We start from the raw sequence: 19,862 nt of genomic DNA, 5'->3' as shown, positions 1-19,862 counted from the left end.
TGATAGCGAATCCAGTCCGCGCCACAAGAGCAAAGCCGAACGCATGACCGAAACAATCCTTTCCTCCGAGCCGACAATTCGCCTTGCCGCATTCTTGGGCGTCTTGGCGGCCATGGCACTGTGGGAGGTCGCGGCCCCCCGAAGGCGCAGAGAGATTCCGCGCCTGATCCGCTGGACGAACAACATTGCCTTGGTCGTTCTTGATACGGTGATCCTGCGCCTGACATTTCCGATCCTCGCGGTCGGATTGGCGGTCATGGCCGAGGGCCGTGGGTGGGGGTTGTTCAACAACATCGAGTGGCCCGCCTGGGTTGCCATCGTTGCGTCGATGCTGGTGCTCGACCTGGCGATTTACCTTCAGCACGTCATGTTCCATGCGGTTCCCGGACTTTGGCGGCTGCATCGGATGCACCATGCCGATCTCGACTTCGACGCAACGACGGGCCTGCGGTTCCATCCGTTGGAAATCCTGATCTCGATGGGGATTAAGCTGGCGGTCGTCGCGGCGCTTGGGCCGCCTGCTGTCGCTGTCCTGCTGTTCGAAGTGATCCTGAACGCGACCGCACTTTTCAACCACGCCAATATCGATCTGCCGCGTCCGGTTGATCGGGTGCTGCGCCTGTTCGTGGTCACGCCCGACATGCACCGGGTCCACCATTCCGTCGACCCGCGCGAGACCAATTCGAATTATGGTTTCAACCTGCCCTGGTGGGATCGGCTGCTCGGCACCTATGTGGCGCAACCGGCCAAGGGCCATGAGGACATGGCGATCGGGATCGAACAGTTCCGAACACGACGCGACCTTTGGCTCGACAGGATGCTGGTCCAGCCCTTGCGGGGCCCGGCTTCGGGCCACGCTCTCGATCCGCGTATCACTGTTGAGGATAGGGAATGACCTACGCTCTCGGCATCCGCGAAAACCTGCGCCCCTTTCTTGAACAGCTCTTGCAGGTGTTCTTTGTCGGCATGACCATCGGTCTGCAACGCACGGTGATCCCTGCGCTGGCCGAGACGGAATTCGGCGTCGTTCATGGATCGATGACCGCGATCTTCGCTTTTGTTGTTTCTTTCGGGATCGTGAAGGGGGCGATGAACTTCGTTTCGGGCCGCCTCTCCGAGCGCGTCGGGCGCAGGCGCGTGTTGATCTGGGGCTGGCTGGTGGCGCTTCCGATTCCTTTCATGATCCTCTGGGCGCCAAGCTGGGGGTGGATCGTGGCGGCCAACGTGCTGTTGGGCGTCAACCAGGGGTTCTGCTGGTCGATGACCGTCACCGCCAAGATGGACATCGTGAAAGGATCGCAGCGAGGGCTGGCGACCGGGTTCAATGAATTCGCCGGTTACGGCGGCGTGGCGCTGGCCGGCCTTCTGACCGGCTACCTGGCCAGCTATTTCGATCCGCGGACCAGCCTTTTCGCCTTTGGCCTTGCGGTGATCCTCCTGGCACTTGCGGCGGCGGCGCTGGCATTCACCGAGACACTTCCTTTTGCCCAGGCCGAAGCCGCACGTCACAAGGCGGGCACCACCAGCGGGCCGCAACCGCGTTATGCCAAAGGACCCGACAGTCCGACCGCGGGCCAGATATTTGCCCTCGTGTCATGGCGCAACCGGACCTTCATGGCGCTGGCGCAGGCGGGCAGCGTCGAGAAATTCGTCGACGCGCTGATGTGGGCTCTGGTGCCGGTCTTCCTGGTGTCGCAGGGGGCCAGCCTGATCGAGATCGGCTGGGTCACCGGCATCTACGGGTTTGTCTGGGGCGGCAGCCAGCTGTGGACCGGACCACTGTCGGACGTGGTCGGGCGGAAATGGTCGACGGTCGCGGGCTTTTTCCTTTGCTCCGGCGGGGTCATCGCCTTTCCGTTCCTTGCCACGCTCACGGGCTGGGCTGTTGCCGCAGCCGTGACCGGGGTCGGCATGGCACTGCTCTACCCAACCCTCATTGCGGCGATGGGCGATATCGCGCACCCTTCCTGGCGTGGCTCGGCGCTTGGCGTTTACCGGTTCTGGCGCGATCTCGGCTATGCCATCGGGGCGCTGGCCATGGGGGTAATCGCCGATGCTTCGGGCATGCTTCAGGCGGGGTTCTGGCTGACAGGCGTCGCCATGGCGATCTCAGGGTTCTGGTTGATTCTTGGAATGGAAGAAACGCACCCCCGCCTCAATCCCGCTCCCGATCAGGAAGATACAGATGCTTAAATCGATGACTCGCCACTTTGGCTTCGTGCCGATCCTTCTGGGTCTTGTATCCATTGCGCTTCTTGCCGTTTCTGTCTGGGGCTATCGTGCGGGTGGTTGGCCCTGGCCCAAAGCCTATGACCTCGCCGGCTGGGGTGTCTGGATCGCGCTTGCGGGGGTTATCGTGGCACTTACGGCCTTGGCGGGGGCTTTTCGCAAGAGCAACGGTGCCATCATTGCGCTGATTGGCCTGATCCTGTCGTTGCCCGTTGCGGGCCTCGGAGTCGCATTCGAAATCGCCGCCCGCACGACGCCGCCGATCAACGACATCTCGACCGACACCGAAGACCCGCCAGTCTTCTGGTTCACCGCGACCCCAACGGACTACCCCGCGGAGAATGCCGCGCCACAACGCTCTGCCTATCCCGACGTGCGCCCGGTGAACCTCTCGATTCCAATTGATGACGCCTTCGCAAAGGCGCTGACCCTTGTCGAAACGCGTGGCTGGGCGGTCCTCTCGGCCGATCCCGCTGAAAACCAGATCGAAGCCATCGCCCGAAGTCGCGTCTTCGGCTTCGAGGACGAGGTGGCAGTTCGTGTCACCGAAACAGAGACAGGCACCCGCATCGACATGCGGTCACGCTCGCGCCTTGGGCAGATCGACCGCGGCGCCAACGCCCGGCGCATCGAGGCGTTCCTGGCGGAGCTGCAATCACACGTCACCGAATGAGAACGAAATCCAAGGAGCACCCAGATGAAATTAAGCCACGTTCTTGCCACGACCACTATCGCGCTTGGCCTCCATTCCACGCCCATTCTGGCGCAGGACGCCGCCATCGAGGCGATGCAGGAATACATGATGTTTTCGGAGTATGAGTCCGGTATCATCCTGCCGCAACAGATCGATCAGACCGTCTTTGAAACGGCGCTTTTCGTCGACACCCGCGATGCAGAGCAGTTCGAAGCCGCGACGATTCCCGGTTCCGTAAACATCGAATGGCGCGAAGTGCTTGACCGGATCGAAGAGATCCCTGGGGATCGTATGACAATCCTCTTCTGCAACACCGGAAGCTTGTCCGCCCAAGCGGCATTTGCCCTGCGCGTGGCTGGTCGCACGAACGTCCTCGTCCTGCAATCCGGATTCAGCGGCTGGGAAAAGGACGGAGCCTTCAAGCCCTGACGGGATGCGTTTGCGACGGGTCCGGGCGACAGTGTTCGTCCGGGCTGTCTGCCGATAGAACTGCTCCATTCGACACAATGCAGCAACGGATCGCCAGTATGGTCGCTTCCAGACGGCCATGCCGGATGTGTTCGTAAATTGGTTCGCTCATTTGCCGATCTCGCAGCGAGCAACCGCTTCCCAGCCCCAATGTCGTAATCTGTGATAGGAGTTTTGTATGGCTCGTGGCGGATTCGCCCGCACGTCAACCTTGGCTTAGGCCTTCCAACCTCCCCGGCTCGGCAGCCATGTCGCAGGGAGAACGGCCCTTCGGTCCGTCGCGCATTCGGCCATGCGGCCTCACCGCGGCGTCGCACCCAGGCCGCCGGTTTGCCCGCCTCGCGAGCACGTCCCTCCTCGGGCGCTCCGCCGGATTGCGCTCTGGTCTGTTTTGCGAGGCAAAACGATCCCGCCGCTTCATCCGTCTCCCGCGTCCGGTCGGGCCGTTTGCCTGCTCGGGTCGGGCAAACCTACCGTCAAAACACACACACATGAGTGCGGAAGCATATCCTCCGGATGGCCCCCAAATCAGCCCGCCTCAAGGATCGCAAAACTTTTCGGCGAGGGCAGGGCCTGTGGCGTGGGACGGTCTCGTGCGTGAGCGCGCGCATGTGTCCGGTGCTGCGCGCAGAAAACTTTTGCGCCCGGCAAGCCGGCGGTTGCGCCGTCCCTGACCCGGGCAGATTCGGAAACCAGGCATTCGGCCATACCCCCACACTCACGTGGTGGTTCAACAACCGAATACTGGAGACCAGACATGGCTTACGACACTGCGAACACCTACGAGACCATCGAGCTTTTTGGGCTGACCGAGAAGGACGCACAGCTGCCGATCCCCGAGGATCACATCCTGACCGACCGCATCATCCGCGAAAGCTTCGAGGCTCTGCTCGGTCCGCTGCGCGGGACCGGCCTTGAGGCGGAAATCGAACCGCTGGCCCATGGGCTCGCCACGATCCTGCAACGCCGCAAGGTGGCGCTTGGCAAGGAGGTCGACCGCACCGCCGACAAGATCGGCGCTTTGGCAAAATCCCACGACGGATCGGAGATCGCCGAGACCGCGCTCGAAGAGGCGCAGGCGCGCTTTTTGCAGCTACGCGAGATCGTCGGCGCCATCGAGGTGATGAGCGAGGCGGCGGCGGAATGCTACGAGATCGAGACGGGCCACGCCTTCATTCCGGCAGCCGGGTCGCGTGCGAGCGTCCGGGCGCAAGAGACCGGGGCGGTCTTCGAGGCACGGCAGCTCCTGGAGCAGCACGACCGTGAGACCGCCGAGAAGTCGAAAGTCGAGGGGGTGCCCCTGATCGTCTCAGGCGCCACCGACTGGACCGATGTCGATGTGATCTTCAACACGCTCGACAAGGTTCGCGAGCGGATCAGGCAGAACCGCAACCAGGAGATCTTCCTCTGCCACAAGGGTGGCAAGCACGGGGCGGAGATGATTGCGGCCCGGTGGGCCCGGGCACGCGGGATAGCACAAGCGCGCTTCGATCCGCGCTGGTCCGCACATGGGCGGGCGGCACCATTCAAGTGCAACGACGAAATGCTGGACGACAAATTCGCGGCGACGGGGGTCGTGCTCTTCGGTGGCAACGGGGTCGCACTGAACCTCGGGCAAAAGGCGGAAGCGAAAGGCCTGACGGTCATGCGGGTTGCGGACCCGGCGATGAAGACTGCGGAGACGTGAGTTGCGAGGGTCGCCTTCGGGCGGCCCTTTCGTCGTTTCTCAGGGATGTGGAGGTACCCTCAGTTCCTTTTGCCTAGCAATTTTTTGTTTTGATAGGTATATGCGTGCCAAGCAAAACTTGGAAATGATTGGCATGACACCTCTCAGCAGCATCGCGATGAGCGCTTATACCGATCTGGTGCGTCTCCTGAAGGACGACGCCTTGTCCGGTGTCGAAGGTAAGCCCACGCTCAAGGAGCGCGGCGACAAGGCCTATTGGTACGCCGCGCGACGCGTCGGAACCGAGATGCAGTTCACCTATATCGGCGAAGACAGCGACGAGACACGCGCGCGCATCGACCGGATCGAAGAGCTGCGCGCGACCGCCAAGGAGCGGCAGGCAGAGCGGTCGCGGCTCGTTCGACTTCTGCGGGCCGAAGGCATGACACCGACCGACCGGGCGACCGGCTCGATCCTGTCGGCCATGGCCGCAGCCGGAACCTTCCGGTTGGGCGGCACCATTGTCGGGACGAACGCGTTCCGGCTCTATGAGGGCGAGCTTGGTGTTCGCCTTCCGCTAGGCGGGATGGCCAATACCGGCGACATCGACATCGCCCAGTTCGAAAAGCTCAGCGTGGCGCTGCAGGATCAGGTTGATCCGGGTCTGGCCGAGACCTTTTCGGCTCTAAAGTTTGATCCCCTTCCCGCCATTGACCAAGGCCGGACCTGGCGATGGGCTCAGGGCGGCAGTGGCCAGCTCGTCGAGTTCCTCACACCGGCGTTCGGCGATGAGACCATTCGAGAGCTGCCCGCCTTGGGCGTGAACGCCCAGGCGTTGAACTATCTCAACTTCCTGATTGCCGAGCCGATCCATGCGGCGGCGATCTATAGATCTGGTATTCTCGTGCAGGTGCCGCGCCCGGAACGCTATGCGATCCACAAGCTGATCATTGCCGATCGAAGGCGTGACGGAGCGGGGAGCCTCAAATCGGCGAAGGACCGAGAGCAGGCGGCTTTCCTGATCGAAGCGATGGCCGAGGACCGTCCCGATGATCTGTCGCAAGCTTATTCCACGGCCATGGACGTCGGACCGCGCTGGCGGGAGCATATTGGCAGCTCACTGAAACGGATGCCCGGGACACAGACAATACTCGAGAACCTTGGCGCGTGATCGTTGCGAAGATCTCTTATGGAACCCTTGACCGGATATCCAGCTAGCACGCGACTTGGTCCTGAGCCGATGCTTACGGTTTCCCGCTTGCGACCCATCTTCGGGGGGTGGCCAAGGATCATTGCAATGAGAAATCACAAACAGGCATTTGGGCCGCTCGGTCGAAGCCAAGCTTCAGGCTGAAGCCCAGCACGACCCATCAGGCGGCGTTTCGGAACATCGCACCCTCGCGGGCGGACTTCCTCAGCACCTCGGCCAGGTTCGGCTGGGCGCGGACGGTGGCGGCTGCGTGATGGCAGGGGTCATCCGGATCACTCCTTTTTGCTCATAGATGTGGATCACACGGGGTCGGCCCAATCGTGCCCTGCGCTTCGCTCCGGCAAGCACAAATACGGCTTCCACGGCGGGGCCGCGGACCCTCCGCATTTGCGCTTGCGACCGGGCCTCTTGCCCCCGTGCTGGCAGATCCCCATCGCAAAAAGGAGTAACCCAAATGACCAACCACTACGTCGCCACCGTCCCCGTCAAGTTCACCGACACCGATGGCCAGGAGCGCACCCGCTTCCAGCGCGTGGGTGCGATGTTCCGCAACACCCGCAACGGGGATGGCTCGGAGTTCTTCAGCCTCAAGCTCGACTTTCCCGTCGCGGTCTCGGAGCTGGTGATGTTCCCACCGAGCGCAAAGGACCCGCAGGACTGAATCCTCTGACGAGGATGGGCCGCCATCAGGCGGCCCGTTCCCTGTTCCTGGGATGCCGGGTCCGGCGGTCAGATCGCCCGAGGCGACCTCACGAAGCCGCCGGTCGCTGCGCATTCAACGGACGCACTTCCCCCGGAATGATCAGGCCGCGACAGACCGGCCAGTCAGCCTCAAGGGGGCCATCCGCAAAAACCTATCGGCCAGGGCCTCCCGGTTTTTGCGGCAGAGATTTGGGGACCCAAATCTGGCCCTCCTTGACCCTGCCTGTCCGCCCTGTCGGTGGTGTTTGCGCCCGCCCGCGGTTCCGTCCGAACACATGCGTGTTCGGCCAGACCCTCGGGCGGTGCTGGGGAAGGGACCCCATGTGACAAGTGGGGTTCTTGATGGTGAGGGGGTAGGCCCGCGTCCCTGCGGGCCGCAGGGGAAGCGGACACCAAGGCTGCCTGAGCCTGAATGCAACATAAGTATATAATTGACAGATCGGTATATTATCGTAAGGTGGGGGCAGCCTTGGTGGAAGGTGGCAGGAAATAGGGGGTCTTTCTTCGCATGTCGCGCTCAAAACGCCTGACAGAGATGGAGAAGATGCAGATCGTTCGCGAAGCTGCGGAAGGCGTTTCCACTTCAGTGCTGGCGGACCGCTTTGGCGTGTCGGTGCGAGCGATCCAATACACCCTGAAAGCCGATGCCGAGCGTCAGGCAGATGCAGCGATCCCGGTCTCTGCGGTCAGTGTGAAGGTCACGGCTGCGGAGCTTGCGGCGCTCGACGAGGTGCTCGCGAAGGCCGGGATCGAGAGCCGGGCCGAGGGGCTGCGGCGGCTCATTCAGGCGGCGGGCGGGGTGTTCGTTCCGGACGCGCAGATGGCAGCAGAGATGGCGCGATACAGGTCCTCTTTGCATGAGGTTGGCAATGGGGTCGCACAGATCGCCAAGCAGATGACGCAGGCCAACCGGATGGGGCAGGGGGCCGTGGGAGGTGCGCGTGCCGAGTTCACCGAATTGCGCCTTGCGCAGATGCGCGGGCTGGCGCGGTTCATCTTGGATTCCGCTGACGAGATCGACCTGCTCCTGCGCCGCCGTCGGGATGCGATGCAGCTCGAGGCCACGGCCGCGCTGAAGGAGTTTGCTCATGCGGCTGAATGATGCGGTCGATGCCGTCACGGGTGAGGTCTTCCGGGACGGCTGGAGCCGCATCCGGGGTTCGATGCAGGGGCTGCACGTGGCCAAACAGAGCCGCCTTGTGCGTGCGGCAGCTGGGCATCGGCCAGCGGTCTTCAAGGCGATCCGGGGCGGGGGAACGCATACCAAATCGCAGCTGATGAACCAGCTCGATTACCTCACCACCAAGTCCACGCATATCGTGGACAGTAGCGGGTTCCTCGATGGCAAGACGAAGCTCGAGGCGAAGGACATCAAGGACCTCACCGAGCGCTTTGCCAAGCGGTGGGACGCGGGCTTCAAACCGAAGCTAGGCCAGACCACCCATATGCTCATGTCCTTCCCCATTGGCACCCGCGGCGAGGACGTGCGCGACATCGCGACGGATGTGGCTGAGCGGTTCTTCCAGACCGACGCGGGGCATTTCGATTACATCATCGCAGTGCATGAGGACCGCGATCACCCCCATGCGCATCTGGTGCTGAACCGCCGCTCGCAAGAGGGCGAATTCTTCTTTCTGGGGCGCAACCATCGCTTCAACTATGACGACTTCCGCCTCGCCATGGTCGAGGAGGCTGAGAAGTACGGCGTACGCCTCGAGGCCACGCGCCGGGTGGATCGGGGGCTCATGCATTACCCCGCCCGCACCAGCGAGGTCTATGCGGCGAAGGAAGCGGGACGCGCGCCCCGCGAGCGGGAACGTGTGGGGGCCGACTTGACGCGGACGCTCGCGGAGATCGCCAACACCAGAACTGTCTACCATTCGCTTGCTGCGGAGGCTTCGCGTGAAGCCCGCGAGGATATTGCCGCGGCCCTCTTCCGCGCGGGCGAGGTGCTGGCGCGCGGCGGGCAGGTGGACCGAACAGGAGATGTCTATATGGCCGAGGATCAAAGCTTCGAGGACCTGAGAAGCCTCTATGCGGAGAAGCTGGCACGGGTGCAGGGCATGATCGCCGAGAAGCCTGACGCGGAACGTCCCGTGCTGGAAAAACGCTTTATCGAAATCCAGACGCAGGTCCAGAACATGCAGCCGCTCGGATTGCGATCATCCACGCTGTCAGAGACTCCTTCGGAGGGCGGGGTCTATTCCGAGGCCAATATCCAGGTGAGCCAGTTGGAGCGCCTCACTGAGCCGCGCCTGCGCTCACGGATCGATGCTGCACTGCGCGGCACCGGGATCAGCGCATCGGAAGTTGTGGCCCGAATCGACACGGGCGCCTCAAATGCAGCGCTCGAGCATCAATGGATCGCCGATGATCTCTCCAAGGTGGCCGAGGCGCGCGATTTGAACCTCGAACGCCGCGCTGATCTGGAACAGGCGCGCGACATTCTCAACGATGTGCATGTAGCGCTTGGCACGCTTCTGGAACGTGAAAACGTGCTGCGCCGGGATGGCGTCGTGGAAGCCGAACCGGTCAGCGAGCGGTTCCATTATCATGAGGACGCAGTGCGGGCGATGGAAGGGACAATCCGGCAGGAGATGCGCGCCGACGGCCTGACAGCGCAGCAGATCGAGGACCGGGATTGGGAGGTGGTCTCGCGGGGGGAACGCCGGATCGAGGCGGAGCAGCGCGCGTATCTTGAGGCACATCCGGAGCTGCTCGCACGCCCTGGCGATGTGATCGACCGGTCTGAGCCCTACAGGGAGACCATCACCGATGCGGCCCGCGCCAGCGAGATCACCCGCGAGGTCGACCGGATCATGGACGGGCGCGATGTCCGTACGCCCGTTGCAGATGCTGTCACGGATGACTTGCGCGCGCGCTATCCGGACATGCCGTCCCACCTCGCCCGTGGGCTCGGCGCGACCTATGCCGCCGTCGTCGAGATACGCGACACGGAGGCCATCAATCAGGTCCGCCGCGAAACCGATTTTCGCGACGGAATTGGGGTTGGCACACGCGACGAACGTCTAGCCACCGGCGATGAAACTGCGCCGCAGTCTGACCGTGCCGACCGCCTTGCAGACGAGATTGCGCGTGTTCTGGACCATGAGCGGGCGGGGGAGTTGTCCGCGCCCTTCGAGACCGAGGCGGAGCGGGACGCCTTCCGCGAGGAGATCGCGCGGGTGCTGGATGAACGCCAACTCGACCGGCTCACATCCGGCGATGCCGATGCGCTGGACAAGGTTCTCGAGGACCGCCTCGAACGGCTCTATGTCGCCAAGGTCTATCTGCAATCCGATGCCGCGACGGCCAACACGGAGGCCTTGCGCCAGGTGGTCGATGAACTCGCCGACACCGAATACGAAAAACACCGTGCTGCGGACGTGGATGGCGAAACCGAGCGGGGTCAGGTTCATTGAGCGCCGCCATGGGAAAGGCGCGGATCGCGACCGGCGTTTTGCTGGTGACGCTTGTGACCGGCGCCATGGGCTACGTCATCGCCTCGGCCGTGCTGACGTATCAGGATCTCGGCTTCGGGGCCGAGATCGACTTCGCCTATATCGCGCAGAACTATCTGGCGATCCTCGATCGCCGCCCGGAGGACGCCCAACTCATCCACCTGATCATCGGCAGCTTTGCAGCCGCCGGCATGATGCTGAGCCTTGCCCTCTCGGGATCTGCCCTGACGCGCTTTGGCCAGACCCATTGGCAGAGCGCGCGCGAGATGAAGGCCAACGGCTTCTTCGGCGCACCCGGGACGGGATTCATCCTCGGCAAACTTGGGGCGCCGGGCTCCCGCGCGAAATACATCTGCTCGAAGGTCTTCCCACACGCGCTGATCGTGGCCCCCACGGGTCGCGGCAAGACCACGGGCTTTGTCATTCCGAACCTGCTGACCTGGCAGGGCTCTGCCGTCACCCTCGATGTAAAGGGCGAGTGTTTCGAGGCCACGGCCCGGCACCGCGCAGCCCAGGGCGACAAGGTCTATCGCTTTGCCCCCACCGATTGGGAGGGCAAGCGCACCCATCGCTACAACCCGCTCCTGCGTATCTTCGAACTGAAAGATCCCGCGCGCCAGCAGATGGAATTGCAGCTTCTGGCGACGCTTTTCCTGCAGAGCGACAATGACCGGGTGCAGGGCCTCCTCAAAGGCGGGATCGATCTCTTCGTCGCGGCAGGGCTCTTGGCCTTCCAGCGCAAGCGCCCGACCTTGGGCGAGATCTACCGCATCGCCGCCTCGGGCGGGAACAAGCAGAAGGAGTATTTCGCGCGGGGCCACGAGGTGGAGAACAGGGCCGCCAAGCTGATCTTCACTCGGCTCGCTTCGACCAACAATGACACTCTGACCTCCTACGTTTCGCTCCTGATGACCTCGGGGCTCGATCAATGGCAAAACCCGGCCATCGATGAGGCGACGGCAGTGTCGGATTTTGATTTCCGGACGATCCGCAAGAAACGCTTCTCCGTCTATCTCGTGGTCCAGCCGCTGATGGTCAAACCCCTCGCGCCGCTGATCCGCCTCTTCTTCTCCGATCTCCTTTCCGCCATGCAGGAAAAGGACCCCGGGTCAGACGAGCCGTGGCCCGTGATGATCATGCTCGATGAGTTCAATCGATTGGGCAAAATGCCCATCGTGGTCGAGAGCATCGAGACCCTGCGGACCTATCGTGGCCATCTGGCCGTCGTCACCCAGACCATTCCCGCCCTCGATGAAATCTATGGCGAGAACACCCGCCGCGCGCTGCAGGGCAATGCCGGCGTGAAGCTCTACTTGACGCCCTCCGATGAAAAAACCGTCGAGGAGCTGAGCAAGGCCGTCGGCAAAACCACCAAAACCGTCGTCACGCGATCTCAATCCATCGGCAAGAATCCTTTCGAGGGCCGCAGCCAATCGACACGGACCGAGGAAAGCTCTTTGCTCCCCGAAGACGAGGCGCGCCGCCTGCCGCTCGACGAGATCGTCATGGTGATCGATGCCCAAATGCCGGTCCGTGCAAAACGGATCCAGTATTTTGACGATCGGCTGTTTAAGGCGATCCACGACGCACAGTCAGGGGAGCTGCCGTTCCCGAACCCGGGGGGAGGGGGGCCGCAAGGCAATCTGCCGCTGAGTATGCGCGCCATGCCGATGACGCCGCCATCAGACGGGCCCCGTGGATCTGAAGCCGATGTAGTGGCTGGACGCCAGGCTGCTGATGGCCAATCGTCAGAGCAAACCGATGTTGCCCCAAAGAAGACTGCGCCTGTCGTTCAAGCTGTCGTCGCAGAGGAACAGCTGCAGATGGAGATGGATTTTGGGGGCCAAGTCACGGATACCGAGGCAGTTAGTGCCGAGGGTGAGGCGCAAATGCGCTCCGCGGTCGATGGCTTGGACGACATGGAAGCGATGTTGCGAGAGGATGGTGGTCAAAAGCTGGTTGCCCGATAGGCCGGAGAGGGTCGCTTTTCGGTCGGACGGGCGGATTCCGGACTTTCGCTGCTGCCTCAAGATACACGCTGTTCTGAGAAAAAGCCGACGTCGGACTCGCTCTATGAATTGGAGCTGCTTCATGTTTTCAAAGCAACCCCGGGTCAGTATCTTCCCGAAATGGAAAATGCATCCTTAGACAGGCGAGTCGCCGTACAAGTTCATGACGAGAGTGTGGTTCAACCGCTGAGCCATCTGCGCGGCCAGCCATATGTTGTTTTGCTCGGCGAGCCCGGCGCGGGAAAATCGACGGCTCTGGAACAAGAGGCTCGTGCCGAGGGTGGCGAGATTGCGACCTGTCGGGAAGTGATGAACGGCTCACCGATCGGCGAGTCTGGAAGCGCCTATCTTGATGCCCTCGATGAATATCGCTCGGGTGATGGTGGCAAAGACAAACTCCTGCGTCTCGCCAACGCGATTTCGAAGAGCAATATACGCAGATGGCGCCTCACCTGCCGCGCTGAGGACTGGCGCGCGACCGCAGACATCAACGCGATGCGGCGTGCGGCGAACAACGAGCCCATCGTTGTGGCCCATCTCCTGCCGCTGAGCGACGAAGAGGCGCAATTGGTCTTGGCCTCTCTGGGAGAACCCGATCCAGAGCGGTTCGTCGGTGAAGCGCGGAACCGGGGTGCCGGTGCATTTCTGGAAAATCCACTCAGTCTGAGATTACTTCACTCGGTTGTCGTCTCGAACGGCGTATGGCCGACATCTCGTTTTGATTTGTTCGAGAAGGCGACGAGGGCGCTTGCCCACGAATACGACCCGGAGCGCGAAACAGATCCGCGACCTGGGGCTGACGAAATCCTCTCCGCTGCCGCCACCATGAGCTTCTACCTTCTCGCTTCCGGGGCGAAAGTGCTCTGGCGTTCAAACGCGTTACCTCCTGGGTCAACCGAAAACGAGTATGTCGCTACGCATTCCCTGGGGCTCGAAACGCGCGTTCTTGAAGCCGCGTTGGACACCGCGCTTTTCAGGGGCGATGGACATGCGTTCGCGCCGTTTCACCGAACCGTCGCTGAGTTTCTAGCAGGACGTTTTCTGGCAAGAAGGGTTATCGGCGCTGGGGAAACGCCCGCTTTTCCGTTGCGGCGGGCGATTGCCCTCATCACGGGAACCGACCAAAAGGCCCCGAGCGAGCTCAGGGGCCTATATGCGTGGTTTGCCGCTCACCTGCAATCGGCAGGAGATCCGGGTGGGACACGACGGCTCATTCGTAATGATGCAGCTACGGTGCTGGCATATGGCGACGCCGCGGCATTCGATACGGCTGGACGACGAGAAGTCCTCTATCACCTGGATCGTGATGACCCGTTCTTCCTGTCCTCGCAGGATGACGCGACTGTCGTTGGGGGGCTTGCCGACGATGATCTCGCTTACGATTTCAAAGCTATTCTCGACGCCGAGGTCCGCGGTCATCTGCAGGTCACCGTCCTTCAGGCACTCGCGGACGGTCCGCCTGTTGAGCGCATGTCGGAGAAGCTGCGGGATATCGTACTCGACGCTGCCCGACCTCTTTGGATGCGGGAGAGAGCGGCGGAAATCCTCGTTTCAAAAACCAGCGACAGGGATGGAATGCAACGTGGCCTTTTGGACGATCTGGCCGCCATGACGGTGGGCCGAGGCCAATTGGCAATCCGCGCCCGCGTTCTGTCGCGCATGCCAACGAAGGATGTTCAGTTCTCGGATCTCCACGCGCTGCTGGTGGATTTCGACAGCTTGCCTGCGAAAACGCGGGATGGGGAGGACAACGACGACACTGGTTCGCTGGTCTCTTTGAGCATTGCGATCGCGCGGTCTCCGCGACCGGATTTTTTCGACAACGGTATTGGAAGAAGTGACGCTAAGCGCCGGCACAAATCGCAGGTCCAGTCGCTCCTAGACCGTGCGTTTGTTGTCACAATCGATGCCAACCCGGACATCACCGCAGTCCGGCTTCTATCGTGGCTCAGCAATCTTCGAGAACATCGATGGGATATGCTCGACAGCGACGTTGTTGAGGCCATTCGGAGATGGATTGACCACGATTCAGATCGTCGCGAGTTGGAGCTGTTCCTCGCCCTCGTGGAAGAAAGCTCCTCCGAAGACGGCCCTTGGGTGGTCAGCAACGAATATATCTCGACCGCAAGAAGGCTGCCATCCGACGCATTGATCCGAGGATTGTTGAACCTCGCTACGGCGACGAAGCCGGGCGCGGCCCGAAAGAGGATGTTTCAGATCGCTGCCTATGCGGCCCGCAGCGAAGAGCACTGGCCGAAATGGCAAGAGTCGATCGTGTTGCTGCTGGAGCAGGAAGGCGGTTTCAAGGGCTTTATCAAGTCTCTCCTCTCCGACCCGAACGCAGGATGGAAAAAGAAGGAGGCGAAGCGAAAGGCCAAGCAGGACCAAGAAACGGAGAAATCGCGAAATGGCAATATCGCAGAGCTCACGCCGAATCTCGCAGTTATCGCAAGCGGTGCTCCCACCCAGTTCGGTGTGTTGAGATGGGCTGCCGAACACTACCGGAATGGCCAGATCAGCAAGGACAAATCGCCTTTCGAAAACATCGTCAAATACACAAATGAGGAGATCGCGGCGGCGATCGCCGAAGGCTTCGTTCAATTTGCGATCCACACTGATATCAGGGTTAGCGTAGAGGACCTCGGCAAAGCCGAAGCCACCAATGGCGCCTACCCCCAAGAACATGTCGTTGGGGCGGGATTGCATCTGGCGCTGTTACACGACCGTGTAACCGATATCGACGCGTCTCCGTTGATCATCGCTTTGGTCGGGCTTCGGCAAGCCTATTTCAGCCGCGACGGCGATCCATCGATTGCTGCCTGGGCAGTTGGCCGGTTAGCCCAAGACCCCGGGCAAGGCGTTGACATGATGCTGCGGTACTGGAACGCCGCTCTCGATGCGGGTGATGATGACCTTGACGCCATCCATCATCTTACGAATGCAGACCAACCGGCACTGGTCTCACTTTGTATGGTTGGCCTGCTTGGCGAGAGGCCGGGGCTGCCAGATCTCGCTCTTAGGCAGGCGATCGGGGCATGCGCCGGCAGTTCGAATATCGGCGAATTGTTAGAGCTCGCACGCCGCACCTTGGAACGTGACGACCTCGAGCAGAAACAACGAAATATTTGGTCGTTCGTCGGCCTGGCGCTGATGCCTGAGGAATTTGCCGATCGGCTCTCGGAAGAAGACCTTGAAGCTGCTCTGTTGGCTCCAAACGGAGACCTCGCCAAGACATTCAACGAGCTATGTCCGGACATCGACCTGCTGGACAGAATCAGGATTAGCGTTCTTGGGAAAAAACACCCGGCACGCGACGATGATTGGCGGCACTCAGGTGGAGTGAGCGGGATTGTCAGGGCCGCGATCCGGCGTCTTGGAGTCTCAGATTCGGCTGAAGCAGGCGAACACCTGAAAGAACTCGCTACCAAGGTCGATTCGAGCTGGGCGCCCCATATGGCTCATGCAGCAGCGGAGCACGCCCGCAAGCTGGGCGATGAGCAATTCGCGGCTCCTTCTGTGAGCCATCTGATGAGCGCGCTCGCAAATGGCTCTCCGGCGACTCCGTCGGACCTTGCAGCCATCGTTCTCGAAGAGGTCGAGAGGTACAAGAGCACGCTCAGGACCGGAAGTGAGACTCCCTGGAAGCGGTTCTGGAACACCGATAAGTATGGAGCGGCAACCGAACCACAGATCGAGAACGAGGACAGGGATCGCCTCCTGGAACTGCTTCGTCCGCGGTTCGAAGGATACGGCATTGCGGCGAGCTTTCCCGAGGCCCGTCGCGGCGAAAACACGAGGGTCGACGTCCTGATGCTGAGTCATGCCGGCAAGAATCTGCCAATTGAGGCCAAGCGGCACTACAACGCCGAGCTCTGGACGGCCTCCTCGACCCAGCTCGCTGGTTATGCCGCGGATCCAGACGCCTGCGGCTTAGGGATATATCTCGTCTTTTGGTTCGGCACCGAGTTCAAAGCCCCTAAGAGAAGCGATGGCACCGACTGTCCCGAGAGTGCCGCGGCGCTTGAGGCGATGTTAGCAGATGATCTTCCGCTTCATTTGAGGGAGAAGCTTTCGGTTGTGGTTCTGGACGTATCTCGACCTCAGTCGATGATCGAGGCCGTCGATAAACGAAGAAAGGGTGCTTGAAACAGGTGAGTAGGATCAACTCACAGTCAGCAAGCTTCGCCCCAAGTTCCATTAACGTCAAAGCACCCGAGCTCTGGCAAAGTCAGATTAGCATGTGAAACCAGGCCAGCTTTCAAGCTGGGCTAAATCGAGCACCGATGGCCGGTCTGTCGAGACGGAGGCTTATCGAGGTTGACCATCATCGACGGCAGCTATGCGCACGCTGCGTTGCAGCGACGCACTCAGAGATGAGTGACTGCAATGGGCCGTTGGTGGCCGTTGGTTTGGAACCCAATTGGTGAACGATCCCGCTAGTTCTCGGGAAGACCATCAATTTCGGGATGATTTGGTAGGGGAGGAACCATGCACCAATGACTTGGCTCAATACTCTCGTGCATGAATTGACCTGGAGCCGTTAGGCGCAGGGCATTGCTGTAAACTTCAATAGCCCAAGTTCCGGCATCATCATCCCAAGAAAGCTTCCCAAAGTGATCTGTTGTGACCTTTCCAGCAAGATCTCGAATTCGAAAGTATCCAACGAGCCTATCGGTCTGGATTTCTTCATTGGTTGGCGATCGTTGTTCGAATTTGATCCACGATGTTGCAGGATCTGTCATATTTACCTCCGCCCCAACCTTCCAAGCCTCGCCAGTTGCGCCAACATCTGAGACCCTGCCCCCGGTGACCCAGTGCCGCTTGCCTGACCCGTCTGTCCCATGCCTTGCCGCACTGGCATCTGCTGGACCCCGAAGAACTGCCGTGCCCTTAGGGCGGCATATTCCGCCCCACTTGCCCCACCGATAAGGTAGCGATTGTAAGCCTGCTGGCTGCCCATTGCGGCGCGGGCGAAGCTGTAGCTTCCGCCGAGACCTCCGGAGAGGGCAGGCATCATGATGTTGCCGGAGATCGCGCGGACGATGAAGGGCGTGGCAATGATGAATCCCTTGGCCATGAGCACCATCATGAAGAAGGGAATGAGCGCGCCAATGTTGGAGGCACCTTCCGGGTCCCCAAGCTCACCAATCAGGGCGGAGGAAACGCCGGTGATTGTCGCGAACACGCCGGCCACGACGATGGGGTAGAGCGCGAAGGAGACCAGGGCGGACAGCCAGCGTGCAAAATAGTCTTTGGTCATCTCGAAGAGGGTCAGGAAGATCATCACCGGGGCAATCCCAATCAGGAGCGCGATCATCAGTCGAGAGGCCACGAGGATGAAAGCGGCTAGTCCGCCTAGTATTGAGAGCAGAAGGACTCCGACGATGTCGAGCATGGCACCGGCCATCCAGTTCAACTCGGAACCAGCGGCGTTCAAGTAGTCCCCCAACTCCGCGATCAGTCGGTCGAATTCTTCTGCGAAGGTGCCAGATGGTCCGGGGGTACCGCCACCGACCGAGGCGACAAGCGCACCCGCAATGCTGTCGATGCCGGCAAGGATGGCGGAGGAGAGCGCGTTGAACTGCACCCAGTTGGTCGCGAATATCCCGATGAGTCCGATCTTGACCGCGAGCCAGAAGGCCGTGCGTCCGTCCATCGCCTTGTACTGGTAGATCATGTTTAGGAAGACGAGGATCACCACCAGAGTTGTTCCCAGCACCAGAAGCGTGCCGACTGTCGCCGCGACCGACCCGAACTGGGTTTCCGCCGCGGTGTCGAGGTAGCCCTGAGAAGTTTCAACGAAATAGGTGACGACGCTCATCGCAGGGCTGCCTCACCAATTGCCCGCGGCTTCGCAGATGGCTTTGGCCTCAAGGCGAACTTCGTTGGCGCGACGATTGTAGTCGTCGGATGCTTCCAGCATTTCCCATCGTTCGTCACTCGCGTGGACCTCGCGAAACACCCCCTCGGCTGCGTCCCAAGATGGGAAGCGGGTCTCGCATTCGCAGCTACCGCTCTCGACGACGCGCTCGAGGTTTTGGGCGCGGTAGATGTCCTGGACCAACACGCGCTGATAGGCTTGGCGCAGGGGGATTTCCTGCATCCACACGGGTTCAGCGGGCCGTTCTGGACAGACGTCGAAACCGCGCTCGAGGGTTGGCACGAGATTGCGCTCAGCGAAGCCGGGTGCCGACGTCACGCCCAGGACCAGCGCAGTCAGTACGAGGGTACAGCCCGCCTGCCTCATGCCGCGGTTCCGGCGGGTGTGGTCTCACGCTTCAGGAAGACAGTGTGTCCCACGTTGGCGAACTCCGAAGAGCTGATCGACACGACCTCCCAGCCTTCGGCCCCCTTCGCATTCAGGCAAGCCTGCATGTCGGTGAGACTGGTTTTTCGGGTCATGGGAAAGGACAGGATGTTGTATTCAAATGTCTTCATGGAGAAGCTCCGATCTCATTGATGCCGGGGAGGTAGAATTCTGTGATGCCGCGCCTGCCGTCGTGGCGACCGGTCTGGATGATCACATCGATGGAATTTTCGATGTACTGGATCATGTCGGTATAGGTCATCGGGATCTCGGTCTTGAGGGCTGCAATGGCCAGACGCTGCACGGCGAGTTGCGGGGTTTCTGCGTGCAGCGTGGTCATGGACCCCCCATGGCCGGTGTTGATGGCTTCTAGAAAGGTCATTGCCTCCTTGCCCCGCACCTCGCCGAGGATGATCCGGTCGGGGCGCATGCGCAGTGTCGCGGTTAGAAGCACATCGGCGGTCTGGAATTCCGCGTCGCGATTGGCGATTAGGGTCACGGCATTCGGCTGGGTCGGCAGAAGCTCGGCGGCTTCTTCGATGGTGACGATGCGTTCCTCGGCAGGCACGTGGGCGAGGATCTTCCGCGCGGCGACGGTCTTGCCAGTGGAGGTGCCGCCCGAGACAATCATGTTGAGCTTGTTTTCGACGCAGAAGGCTAGGGCATCGTCGATCACGCCAGACGCCACGACCTCGCGCAGTTCCCGGGTTTTCTCGAGATGGAGCTCTTCGAGCTTGCGTTCCTTGCCAAAGAGGAAATCGAGCGCGATACCCTCGAGCGGCAGGCTTGAGAAGAACCGAAGGCTGATCGACATGGCCGAGAGCACGGCAGGCGGGGTGATGACCTGTGCCCGGATCGGGCGGCCCTTGTAGGTGATCGAGACCGAGACGATCGGGCGGTCCTTGCTCATGGTGGTATTGGCGGAAGAGGCGATCTGGTTGCCGAGGTCTTTGACTTCCGTTGCGGTCAGCTTCTGGTCGAGCTTTCGCATGAAGTGATCGCCCTGGAATTCTCCCCAACAGCTGCCATCGGGGTTGATGCAGATCTCGATGACATCATCGCGGGAGGCGGCGTCGATCCGATCAAGCGAGGTCTGGAGATAGCTTAGCGACATGG

General features: G+C 61.2%; 16 protein-coding genes. 11 read left to right on the top strand and 5 right to left on the bottom strand.

From position 1 onward, the window contains the following. Positions 1–43 precede the first annotated feature (43 nt). The 11 genes from SM765_RS21485 (at position 44) to SM765_RS21435 (ending at position 16,585) form a co-directional block, all read left to right on the top strand. On the top strand, positions 44–895 hold the full coding sequence (locus tag SM765_RS21485) for a sterol desaturase family protein (protein ID WP_368981868.1): 852 nt from the start codon (positions 44–46) through the stop codon (positions 893–895). Beyond that, positions 892–2,193 carry an MFS transporter gene (locus SM765_RS21480; protein WP_368981867.1) on the top strand — a complete coding sequence of 434 codons (1,302 nt, stop codon included), beginning with the start codon at positions 892–894 and terminating at the stop codon, positions 2,191–2,193. The genes SM765_RS21485 and SM765_RS21480 overlap by 4 nt, the downstream gene beginning before the upstream one ends. Continuing rightward, positions 2,186–2,902, top strand: a complete 717-nt coding sequence (locus SM765_RS21475) for a DUF1499 domain-containing protein (protein WP_368981866.1) — start codon at positions 2,186–2,188, stop codon at positions 2,900–2,902. Before SM765_RS21480 ends, SM765_RS21475 begins: the two co-directional genes overlap by 8 nt. A 24-nt stretch (positions 2,903–2,926) precedes the next feature. Further along, entirely contained in the window at positions 2,927–3,352 is a 426-nt protein-coding gene (locus SM765_RS21470; RefSeq protein ID WP_368981865.1) for a rhodanese-like domain-containing protein, read from the top strand. Between the two features lie 796 nt (positions 3,353–4,148). Further along, positions 4,149–5,078 (top strand): DUF2493 domain-containing protein, encoded by a 930-nt coding sequence (locus SM765_RS21465; RefSeq protein WP_368981864.1) that lies wholly within the window; start codon positions 4,149–4,151, stop codon positions 5,076–5,078. 133 nt (positions 5,079–5,211) lie between these two features. Further along, a complete protein-coding gene (locus SM765_RS21460) occupies positions 5,212–6,228 on the top strand; it encodes a nucleotidyltransferase family protein (protein ID WP_368981863.1) in 1,017 nt (338 codons plus the stop codon). A 493-nt stretch (positions 6,229–6,721) separates the two neighbouring features. After that, positions 6,722–6,928 carry a hypothetical protein gene (locus SM765_RS21455; protein ID WP_007120662.1) on the top strand — a complete coding sequence of 69 codons (207 nt, stop codon included), beginning with the start codon at positions 6,722–6,724 and terminating at the stop codon, positions 6,926–6,928. Positions 6,929–7,477: 549 nt separating this feature from the next. Further along, a complete protein-coding gene (locus SM765_RS21450; RefSeq protein ID WP_368981862.1) occupies positions 7,478–8,071 on the top strand; it encodes a helix-turn-helix domain-containing protein in 594 nt (197 codons plus the stop codon). Beyond that, positions 8,058–10,391 (top strand): relaxase/mobilization nuclease domain-containing protein, encoded by a 2,334-nt coding sequence (locus tag SM765_RS21445; protein WP_368981861.1) that lies wholly within the window; start codon positions 8,058–8,060, stop codon positions 10,389–10,391. Before SM765_RS21450 ends, SM765_RS21445 begins: the two co-directional genes overlap by 14 nt. Positions 10,392–10,399: 8 nt before the next feature. Continuing rightward, the gene (locus SM765_RS21440; protein WP_368981896.1) at positions 10,400–12,400 is read left to right on the top strand and encodes a type IV secretory system conjugative DNA transfer family protein; all 2,001 of its coding nucleotides are present in this window, start codon (positions 10,400–10,402) and stop codon (positions 12,398–12,400) included. 108 nt (positions 12,401–12,508) lie between these two features. Continuing rightward, positions 12,509–16,585 carry an NACHT domain-containing protein gene (locus SM765_RS21435; protein ID WP_368981860.1) on the top strand — a complete coding sequence of 1,359 codons (4,077 nt, stop codon included), beginning with the start codon at positions 12,509–12,511 and terminating at the stop codon, positions 16,583–16,585. A gap of 290 nt (positions 16,586–16,875) precedes the next feature. Here the strand turns inward: SM765_RS21435 and SM765_RS21430 are convergent, their stop codons facing one another. The 5 genes from SM765_RS21430 to SM765_RS21410 are packed head-to-tail and all read right to left on the bottom strand — an operon-like array spanning position 16,876 to position 19,860. Further along, complete coding sequence (locus SM765_RS21430; RefSeq protein WP_368981859.1) at positions 16,876–17,181, bottom strand: hypothetical protein; 306 nt, start codon at positions 17,179–17,181, stop codon at positions 16,876–16,878. Between the two features lie 2 nt (positions 17,182–17,183). After that, entirely contained in the window at positions 17,184–18,260 is a 1,077-nt protein-coding gene (locus SM765_RS21425; RefSeq protein ID WP_368981858.1) for a TrbL/VirB6 family protein, read from the bottom strand. A gap of 12 nt (positions 18,261–18,272) precedes the next feature. Then, positions 18,273–18,686 (bottom strand): hypothetical protein, encoded by a 414-nt coding sequence (locus SM765_RS21420; RefSeq protein ID WP_368981857.1) that lies wholly within the window; start codon positions 18,684–18,686, stop codon positions 18,273–18,275. Continuing rightward, positions 18,683–18,877 carry a DUF4177 domain-containing protein gene (locus tag SM765_RS21415; RefSeq protein ID WP_368981856.1) on the bottom strand — a complete coding sequence of 65 codons (195 nt, stop codon included), beginning with the start codon at positions 18,875–18,877 and terminating at the stop codon, positions 18,683–18,685. The genes SM765_RS21420 and SM765_RS21415 overlap by 4 nt, the downstream gene beginning before the upstream one ends. Further along, complete coding sequence (locus SM765_RS21410) at positions 18,874–19,860, bottom strand: ATPase, T2SS/T4P/T4SS family (RefSeq protein ID WP_368981855.1); 987 nt, start codon at positions 19,858–19,860, stop codon at positions 18,874–18,876. The genes SM765_RS21415 and SM765_RS21410 overlap by 4 nt, the downstream gene beginning before the upstream one ends. Positions 19,861–19,862: the final 2 nt, after the last annotated feature.

The organism is Pseudophaeobacter sp. 1A09344 (assembly GCF_041008745.1).
GTDB classification, from domain to species: Bacteria; Pseudomonadota; Alphaproteobacteria; order Rhodobacterales; family Rhodobacteraceae; genus Phycobacter; species Phycobacter gallaeciensis_A.
This window is presented reverse-complemented; position numbering and strand designations above follow the sequence as displayed.